The organism is Lapillicoccus sp. (assembly GCF_025353065.1).
Lineage (GTDB): Bacteria > Actinomycetota > Actinomycetes > Actinomycetales > Dermatophilaceae > Lapillicoccus.
On the sequence record NZ_JANXRJ010000057.1, the window covers coordinates 1 to 7874 of the forward strand.

Here is a 7874-nt window from a genome sequence, read left to right on the forward strand (position 1 = left end):
AACCCTCACCGGTCGGGTCGAGCTGCCAGGCCCAGGTCGTCTCCCCCGGCGTCCCCCAGATCATCGAGTGGGGCGGGTCGAGGCTGCGGACGACCATGCCCTGCTTCCCGTCCGGGCTCATCGGGATGATGTCGCCGACAGCGAGGTCCTGGAGCTCCGGGACGATGTGGTCGGCGCTGTGGCGACCGAGGTTGTCGAGGAGGTCGTAGCTGTACCAGCCGGCCCGGGTGAGCCCGATCTGGACGAGCCACGGCCAGATGTCCTCCGGGCGCGCGGCGATGGTGATCGCCCGGGTCGCGTCGAAGGTCGGGCGCGTCACCAGCTCGTCACCGGGGAGGTGACGCGACAACTCCTCCGGCGTCGCGCCCCAGCTCAGCTGCCACGGACGGAAGCGGCGCGCATACAGGACGGCAGTAATGGGTGCGGCGAGGAGGAGCAAGCAGGTACGAACGCGCATGACCTCAGCGTGTTGGTGTCCGGCCCGGACCGGAAGTGTCGAAGGTCCTTTCCTGTCGGCGCGTTGTCAGAGGCGAGCGTCGGCAACCTCGACGGCGGGCACGATGTCGCTACCCAGCAGGATCCTGTCTGCGGTGAGGAAGGTGAGCGACTCGCACAGGGCCTGGCTGATGAGCAGGCGGTCGAAGGGGTCTCGGTGCGGGAGTCCGGCGACTGTGCGTGACCGCCAGGCATGCTGCGGAGAAACGGGCAGCCAGCCCAGACCCGCGGCTTCGATGAGGGAGGGAAGATCCTCAGGTACACGGATCTTCCCGAGATCGGCCTTGATGGCGAGCTCCCACAGGCTCGCTGCCGAGACGTAGGCGGTGCCCCCGCCGGCGATGAGCGCGCGTGCCCTGATCCCGAGCCGTTCGTCATCGGTGAGCAGCCACAGCGCGGCGTGGGTGTCGAGCAGCAGCATCACTCGCCGTCGAAGAGGCGCGTGATTTCGACGTCGTGCTCGTCAAAGGTGTCGGGGTCGTAACTGATCACGGCAGCGCCGGTGCCGTAGACGATGTCGGGCCTCGGGTGGGGGACGAGGTCCGCGATCGGCTTGCCGGCACGGGCGATGACGACACGCTCGCCCGCCTCGACCCGCTCCAGCAGGCGCGACAGGGTGGACTTCGCCTCATGGACGTTGACGATGATCGGCATGACGTCAGCCTAGCGTCACATGGCTAAGTCGGGCTAAGTCCGTGGGAGGAAGGAATCACCTCGAGTCACGCGAGGTGAGAGTCCGTCATCAGCTCCGCATAGCGTTCGCGCAACTCGCCCCGGACCTCGGCGATCAGGAAGTCGGGGCGGCCCAGGGCGAAGACCCGCTCCGCGGTGGCATCGTCGGCGATGCCGAGGGCCCGCAGGAATCCCTGCGCCCTCGATGATGGGCTTCCACTGACACCGAACGAGGCGGCGAGGTCCTTGGCCGACATCCCGAACGCGCCGAAGAAGGCGCGGCCGGCGACGAGGTCGTTCGCCTTGCCGACCGCCCAGGCCACCGCCGCGGCCGCGGTGTCGCTGCGCCCCCGCCCGCGCACCAGCTGCGGGTCGCTCGCTACGGCCTCCGCGAGGAAGCGGCGGCAGGCGGTGCGGAACTCCACCCCGAAGGTGGCGTCCGCGAACGCGTCGAGGGCCGAGACGATCTCGCCGACCCGGGGGTGGACGTCCCGGGGTAGTGACTCCCAACGGAACTCCTCGTCCGGCAGCGGTCGGGAGTCGAGCCGGGCGAGGGTCGCTTCACCCCCGACCTGGCGCCTCAGAATTCCGAGCTCCCGGTCACGGAACTGTCCGAGCAGGTCCCCGAAGATCGCTAGGGATTCGCCCGAGAGCGCGTCGAGCAGTCCGTCCGGTTGGTGCTCGAGCAGCGCGTGGAAGACCGGCTCCCACTCGTCGACCGCGGCGAGGGTCTCGTGGCTGAGCGAGGACGGCACGTGGCGCACCTGGTGGGCATAGGGACTGACCCGCCGCAGCGTCTCGGGCAACCCGAGAAGATAGTCGGGGTCGGCCTCGACGCCGTTCACGAACCAGTCCGTGAGAGCGAGCTCCACCGTCACCGGGCTCCAGTGCAGGGGGTCGCAGTGTCCGGCGGTCGCGGCGCACAGGAGGGTGAGGTCGGCTCGGGTCGCATCCTCGCTCTCCAGGCGCTTATCGAGCCCGGCGGCGTGCGGTGACTCGAGGAAGTCGGCGAGCAGCCGGGCCCGGTCGGCGTCGGAGGTCTGCGTCACGGCATATCCGGCTCCACCGGAGGGCATCTCGCGAAGCAGCTTCTCCAGGACCGGCCGGCACATCGGCCAGGTCTCGCTCGCTGGCTCCGGCGCCAGCCGGCGCCCGTCGGCGACGGCCTGCTCGAGCCTGGCCCGCGCGTCCGCGAGGTCCAGCTCGTCGAACTCGACCCCTGCGGTGTCAGCCGAGATGGCTCGCAGCTGCGCGACGATCTCGGTGACCGGGGCGTGCACCAGGAAGGCGTCCTTGACCACCGTGCCGAGGTTGTGGTCGACGTAGCAGAGCAGGGTGAGCTCGCCGATCCCCGGCCAACGAACCCCCAGGACGATGTCGTCGCCGTCGCCGAGGACGTGTCCCATCTGGTGCGCCACGTAGACGTGGGCCTCGGCCAGGCCCGACACCGCCAACGGCACGGGATGGTGCCTCGTCGCTGCATGCCGTCGCGCGGACTCCCCGAGCGGCCCACCCGTCAGTGCGCCGAGCACCTGCAGCGCAGCCGTCGTCTCGGCCACCTCGATCTCCGCGAAGGTCTCGACGAGCATGGACAGGTTGGCCGCGCCCTCCGAGCTGTCGGCAGCGGCGACGAACGTCGACATCGCCAGCGGGAAGGTCAGCGGATCGCCGCGAAGGGCCGCCCGGAACTCCTGGATGAGCGGTTGCTGGCTGGCCAGCGCAGCGCCCCGGACCCGATCGGCGCCAGGGTCGACGACGCGCAGGTGGCGGCGTGGCGCCGCGGGCTGTCGGCGGGCGTGCTTGCTCTGGCGTGACGGCATACGTCCATCCCACCATCTGCGGGGTCCGAGACGGGTGTTGGAGAGGGCGTGCCGCGGCCGGATCCTGACCGACGCCGACCGCCCGGGATCGCCGCGTTACGGTCGGCGCATGACGGAGCACAGCGGCCCTCCCCGGCACGTCGGCTGGCTCGACGCGAGCGCCGGTGTGTCGGGCGACATGATCCTCGGAGCGCTGGTTGACGCCGGGGTCGACCTTGGCCTGATCCAGGCGGCTGTCGAAGCGGTGATCCCCGATACCGTGCGCCTGCAGGCGTCCTCGGTCCTCCGGGCCGGGATGCAGGCGACCAAGGTCGACGTGCACCTGCTCGTCCCGGACCAGCCGCACCGGTCCTGGGGGGACATCCGCACGATGATCGAGGCGGCGCATCTCGCGCAGGCGGTGCGCGACCGCGCGCTCCGCACCTTCGCCGCGCTCGCGGACGTCGAGGCGAGGATCCACGATCGTCCGGTGGACGAGGTCCACTTCCACGAGGTGGGCAGCTGGGACTCGATCGCCGACGTCGTCGGCGCCTGCGCGGGTCTCGCCGAGTGGGAGCCGCTGGACCTCGTTGTCAGCCCGATCGCGGTCGGGTCCGGTCGGGTGAGGACGGCGCACGGGGACCAGGCCGTCCCGGCGCCGGCCGTCCTGGGGCTGCTCGGCGGCTGGTCGGTCGTCGAGGGTGGGGCGGGCGAGCTGGCGACCCCGACCGGCGTCGCACTCGCTGTCGGCAACGACGGGAGGCAAGGGCCGTTCCCGGAGATGAGCGTGCTCGCCCAGGGCGTTGGAGCGGGGACCCGCGACCCGATCGGGCGCGCGAACGTCGTGCGCCTGGTCGTCGGTATGCCGCCAGCTCCCCACCGTGGCCACGGAACTGACTCTCTGGCAGGAGGATCGGGTCTCATCGACGCGACCATGACGGTCATCGAGGCCAACGTCGACGACCTCGACGCGCGCATCTGGCCGACGGTGATCGAGACCCTGCTCGCCGACGGCGCGGCTGACGCGTGGCTGACGCCGATCCTGATGAAGAAGGGGCGACCGGCATACACGCTGTCGGTGCTGTGCCACGACGCCCTCGTCCCCCTGCTGCGCGACCGGGTGCTCGCGACCACCACCACGCTCGGCGTGCGACTCACCCCGGTGCACCGCACCTCGCTGCCACGCGGGTGGGTCGACGTCGACCTCGACGGTCGGCCGCTCGCCGTGAAGGTCGCCCATCGGGGCGGCCGGATCACCCACGTGGTGCCCGAGTTCGACAGTGTCAGAGCGGTGGCCGAGTCGTCGGGCCGACCGGTCCGCGATGTGCTGGACGCCGTGGCCGCTCGCGCTGCTAGCCAAGGGCTGATGGTCGGGGAGTTGGTCCCCGGGGCGTTGCGGTCGACCCTGGTCCCCATGCTGTGACCGACTCTCCCGCGCCGGACGGAAACTCCTACTGCTCAACGGCGTGCCCTCCCACTACCTGCTCGCCCAGATCGCCGCCGACGGGTCACTCAAGATCCCGATCCGGGTCGACGCTGCCGAGCTGGAAGCCCTGGCGGCCGGCCCCACTCGCGAGGCCGTTCCCCGCGTCCTCAGCTGGTCGAGGCTCGACGACCTCGAGCCTCTTGCCCAGGTCGATGACGCGCGCCGACTGATCACCTCCGACGGATGGCGCGGTGCATGGACACGCCCTGCGCAGTGCTCAGTCGGAGTGGGGCGCGGCGATCTGAGCTGCAAGGTGCCCGGCGCCGTAGCCGTTGTCGATGTTGACGACCGCCACCCCCGGCGCGCAGGCGTTGAGCATCGACAGCAGCGGAGCCAGGCCGCCGAAGGCCGCGCCGTAACCCACCGACGTCGGGACGGCGACGACCGGAGCCGAGACCAGTCCGGCGACGACGCTGGCGAGTGCCCCGTCCATGCCCGCGACGACGACGATCACCCGTGCCGACCGCAGCTGCTCGAGCCGGCTCAGCACCCGGTGCAGGCCCGCGACCCCGATGTCGACGACGAGCTCGGTGGACCGGCCGAGGTGCTGGGCGGTGAGCAGCGCCTCCCGGGCGACCGGGAGGTCGGAGGTGCCGGCGCAGAGGACGAGAACGTCGCCCCCGGTCGGTGCGGGCGGGTCGGCCGGCCACGCGACGAGCCGGGCCGTCCCGTCGACCGCGGCGTCGGGCAGGACCTTGGCGAGGGCGGCGAGGTGCTCCGGCCCGCAGCGGGTGAACAGAACGCTACCCGTTGGAGCATCGGCGTCGTTGTCCGACAACGACTCTCGCAGCGAGAGCGCAATCGCACGGACCTGCTCCGGGGTCTTGCCCTCGCAGTAGACCGCCTCGGGATAGCCCCGGCGGTCTCCACGCCCCAGGTCGAGCTCGGCGATCCCGTGGAGGGAGTCGAGCGGGTCGGGCCCCTCAGCCATGGGTGACCTGGACGAGCGGCAGGGTGAAGGCGCCCGACTGGATCCCGACCAGGTCCAGGGCGACGAAGGTGAAGCCCGCAGCGCGGACGGCGCCGACGATCCGGTCGCGCAGCTCGGGCTGCACGGCGCGCGCCAGGTCGTCGGCAGTCAGCTCGAGTCGCGCGACCTCGCCGTGGTGGCGGACGCGCAGGTCGCCGAGACCGAGCCCGCGCATGGCCTGTTCGGCCGACTCGATCTGCGCGAGCTTGGTCGGGTCGACCTCGGAGAAGTGCGGGATCCGGGAGGCGAGGCAAGGGGCGGCGGGCTTGTCGGCGTTCGGGAGGCCGAGCTCCCGGGCGAGCTGCCGCACCTCGTTCTTGGTGAGGCCGAGGTCGGCGAGCGGTCGCAGGACGGCATGGTCCGTCGCGGCCCGGGCACCGGGACGGTCGGGCCGGCGGGCGTCATCCGCGTTCTCGCCGTAGGCGATTGCCGTCAGCCCGTGCAGCGCGACGACCTCGTCGGAGATGCGGGTGAACAGCTCGTCCTTGCAGTGGAAGCAGCGGTCCGGACCGTTGGCGCGGTATGCCGGGTTGTCGCCCTCGTGGGTCACCACCTCGACCAGCGGCGCACCAATCACCTGGGCCACGTCGTGCGCGGTGCGCCGCTCGTCCTCGGCGAGGCTGGGGGAGACCCCGAGCACGGCGACCACGCGGGTCGGGCCGACGGCGCGCACGGCGAGGGCGAGGAGCAGTGACGAGTCGACGCCTCCCGAGAAGGCGACCCCGACCCGGGAGACGCCTTGCAGGACGGCGCCCACCCCGGCCGTGGCCCGCGCGAGGCCGGAGGACGTCGTCGTTGCGTTCATGACCTTAGTATCGGTCATCGGGTCAGCCTCATCGAGACGGGTCAGCGCAGCCGGAACAGCATCTCGCCGGCCCGCGGCACGACGAGGGTGTCCGGGTCGGCCTCGAAGGCCGCGACATCGACGGTGGCGGGGTCGAGGTAGCCGAGGCCGGCTGTGCGGCATACCTGCTCGGGTATGCCGGTCGCGAGGGTGACGTCGACCCGCAGCCGCTCCACGCCGGTCTCGGCGTCGTAGGTGCCGGCTCCACGTAGGTGCGTCGAGTGCGCGAGCACGCCCCAGTGGTGGTGCTCGAAGCGGTCCCACTGCTTCACGAAGTAGTCGCGGCAGTGGTACCCGATCCGCGCGATCTCGGGGTGCATCGCGGAGAGCTCGGTGATGTGGGGGGCGTAGAGGATCACCTCGCCCCCGTCGGCGACCACCGACTCGACCTTGTCGAAGCCCTTCGCGCCGGTCCAGATGTCGTCGTACATCGTCGGGACGAGCGACAGGACCCGGCGGACCGGCGCGTCGAGGTGGGTGACGTGGGTCGCGGCGCACACCTCGGCGGCCGACACCCAGGAGGAGATGGTGTCCCCGAACGAGATCGAGTGGAGGTCGAGGCTGCCGGCCGCCCCGACGACGCTGAAGGCGAGGCGCTGCGCGGGGATCAGCGCGGCCGCCTCGTCGATGAGGGCACGCACGGGCGTGACCGCGGTCGTGCCGATGATCTCGGCGGAGGTGATGAGGGCGCCGAGCCAGTGCGTGAGGTCGATGATCTCCTGACCGGCGACCCCGGGGAAGAAGTACTTGTTGCCGCCGGAGATGCCGACGACCTCGTGGGGGAGGACGGGCCCGACGACGAGGGCGATGTCGTGCTCGACCACGGCCCGGTTGATCAGCACCCGCACCGGGTGGCGGAGCCGGCCCTCGGACAGCTCGTGGATGCGCGACCCGGGGATCGTGCCGAGGTCGGCGAAGGTCGCCGGGTCCGACCAGGCGTGGTTGCGGACCGTCATCCCGGGGTAGGTCGCGGCGAGCTCACCCGCGGCCTACCCGAGGTGTCTGGCCAGTGCGTCGTCGCTCATCGGCGCGTGGGTCCCCAGCGCCACGATGGTCGTTGACCTGGTTGCTCGCCCGGCCAGCGCGCCGTGCACCGCGCTCAGCAGCAGGGGGAGCGGGCAGCTGCGGGTGGCATCGGGCACGAGGATGCAGACGCTCCTGCCGTCGAGGTCCTGGGCGCCGAGCTGCTCGTGGACGAACGCGGCGACCTCGGCCGGGTCGAGGACGCCGTCCGGGCCGCCGAGCCGGATGGCCTGGGTCGTCGTGCTCGTGGTCGTCATGACCCCACTGTCGGCCCCATCACGGGGTCGCGCCAATTCTCTTGCCGTTCCGACGGCCGCCCGGCCGCGGTCCTTCGCGTTCTACGGCAGCGGTCTGGGTCTCGAGCCGTTCGGAGACCTGGCCGACGACGGCATCCCCGAGCCCCTGCAGTTCGTCCTCAACGACCGGGCCCGCCTCATGCTCATCCCCACGACCGGATTCGTCTGGGTGACGAGCAACCGTCCGACGGTGAGTCCCGGCACCAGTGAGTGCCTGCTGACCATCACCGTCCCCGACGGCCACGTGTGGCAGGTGCTCGTGCTGCCCTCCCCTCCCCCCACCCGACTG

10 protein-coding genes are annotated in these 7874 nt (G+C 71.5%); 2 read left to right on the plus strand and 8 right to left on the minus strand.

From position 1 onward, the window contains the following. From Q0R63_RS05445 to Q0R63_RS05460, 4 genes are all read right to left on the minus strand, one after another. The coding region (locus Q0R63_RS05445) for a hypothetical protein (RefSeq protein WP_295695086.1) at window positions 1–457 on the minus strand (457 nt) is incomplete at its 3' end. Window positions 458–523: 66 nt separating this feature from the next. Next, a complete protein-coding gene (locus Q0R63_RS05450) occupies window positions 524–916 on the minus strand; it encodes a type II toxin-antitoxin system VapC family toxin (RefSeq protein ID WP_295695088.1) in 393 nt (130 codons plus the stop codon). Then, window positions 916–1149: a type II toxin-antitoxin system prevent-host-death family antitoxin gene (locus Q0R63_RS05455; RefSeq protein ID WP_295695090.1), complete on the minus strand. Its 234-nt coding sequence runs from the start codon at window positions 1147–1149 to the stop codon at window positions 916–918. The genes Q0R63_RS05450 and Q0R63_RS05455 overlap by 1 nt, the downstream gene beginning before the upstream one ends. A gap of 65 nt (window positions 1150–1214) precedes the next feature. Further along, complete coding sequence (locus tag Q0R63_RS05460; RefSeq protein WP_295695092.1) at window positions 1215–2987, minus strand: DUF6398 domain-containing protein; 1773 nt, start codon at window positions 2985–2987, stop codon at window positions 1215–1217. 109 nt (window positions 2988–3096) lie between these two features. Between Q0R63_RS05460 and larC the strand changes: the two genes are divergently transcribed. Next, window positions 3097–4389, plus strand: coding sequence for a nickel pincer cofactor biosynthesis protein LarC (gene larC, locus Q0R63_RS05465; protein WP_295695094.1), 1293 nt, complete (start codon window positions 3097–3099; stop codon window positions 4387–4389). 280 nt (window positions 4390–4669) lie between these two features. Here larC and larB read toward each other — a convergent pair whose 3' ends face one another. From larB to Q0R63_RS05485, 4 genes are read right to left on the minus strand one after another with little or no spacing between them, the layout of a single operon-like run. Then, window positions 4670–5383: a nickel pincer cofactor biosynthesis protein LarB gene (gene larB, locus Q0R63_RS05470; RefSeq protein WP_295695097.1), complete on the minus strand. Its 714-nt coding sequence runs from the start codon at window positions 5381–5383 to the stop codon at window positions 4670–4672. Beyond that, a complete protein-coding gene (gene larE / locus Q0R63_RS05475; protein WP_295695099.1) occupies window positions 5376–6227 on the minus strand; it encodes an ATP-dependent sacrificial sulfur transferase LarE in 852 nt (283 codons plus the stop codon). The genes larB and larE overlap by 8 nt, the downstream gene beginning before the upstream one ends. Window positions 6228–6268: 41 nt before the next feature. Continuing rightward, window positions 6269–7222: a lactate racemase domain-containing protein gene (locus Q0R63_RS05480; protein ID WP_295695101.1), complete on the minus strand. Its 954-nt coding sequence runs from the start codon at window positions 7220–7222 to the stop codon at window positions 6269–6271. A gap of 33 nt (window positions 7223–7255) precedes the next feature. Beyond that, window positions 7256–7546, minus strand: a complete 291-nt coding sequence (locus Q0R63_RS05485; RefSeq protein WP_295695102.1) for a lactate racemase domain-containing protein — start codon at window positions 7544–7546, stop codon at window positions 7256–7258. Between Q0R63_RS05485 and Q0R63_RS05490 the strand changes: the two genes are divergently transcribed. Next, window positions 7545–7874, plus strand: a 330-nt coding sequence (locus Q0R63_RS05490) for a hypothetical protein (RefSeq protein WP_295695103.1), incomplete at its 3' end; no start/stop codon positions are given. The two genes, Q0R63_RS05485 and Q0R63_RS05490, sit on opposite strands and share 2 nt — an antisense overlap.

Bases quoted from the DNA above. Each gene is read 5' to 3' on its own strand.
- Q0R63_RS05480 (WP_295695101.1), bottom strand. From the start codon at position 7,222: ATGACGGTCCGCAACCACGCCTGGTCGGACCCGGCGACCTTCGCCGAC.
- Q0R63_RS05455 (WP_295695090.1), bottom strand. From the start codon at position 1,149: ATGCCGATCATCGTCAACGTCCATGAGGCGAAGTCCACCCTGTCGCGC.
- larB (WP_295695097.1), bottom strand. From the start codon at position 5,383: ATGGCTGAGGGGCCCGACCCGCTCGACTCCCTCCACGGGATCGCCGAG.
- Q0R63_RS05460 (WP_295695092.1), bottom strand. From the start codon at position 2,987: ATGCCGTCACGCCAGAGCAAGCACGCCCGCCGACAGCCCGCGGCGCCA.
- Q0R63_RS05485 (WP_295695102.1), bottom strand. From the start codon at position 7,546: ATGACGACCACGAGCACGACGACCCAGGCCATCCGGCTCGGCGGCCCG.
- larC (WP_295695094.1), top strand. From the start codon at position 3,097: ATGACGGAGCACAGCGGCCCTCCCCGGCACGTCGGCTGGCTCGACGCG.
- Q0R63_RS05450 (WP_295695088.1), bottom strand. From the start codon at position 916: ATGCTGCTGCTCGACACCCACGCCGCGCTGTGGCTGCTCACCGATGAC.
- larE (WP_295695099.1), bottom strand. From the start codon at position 6,227: ATGAACGCAACGACGACGTCCTCCGGCCTCGCGCGGGCCACGGCCGGG.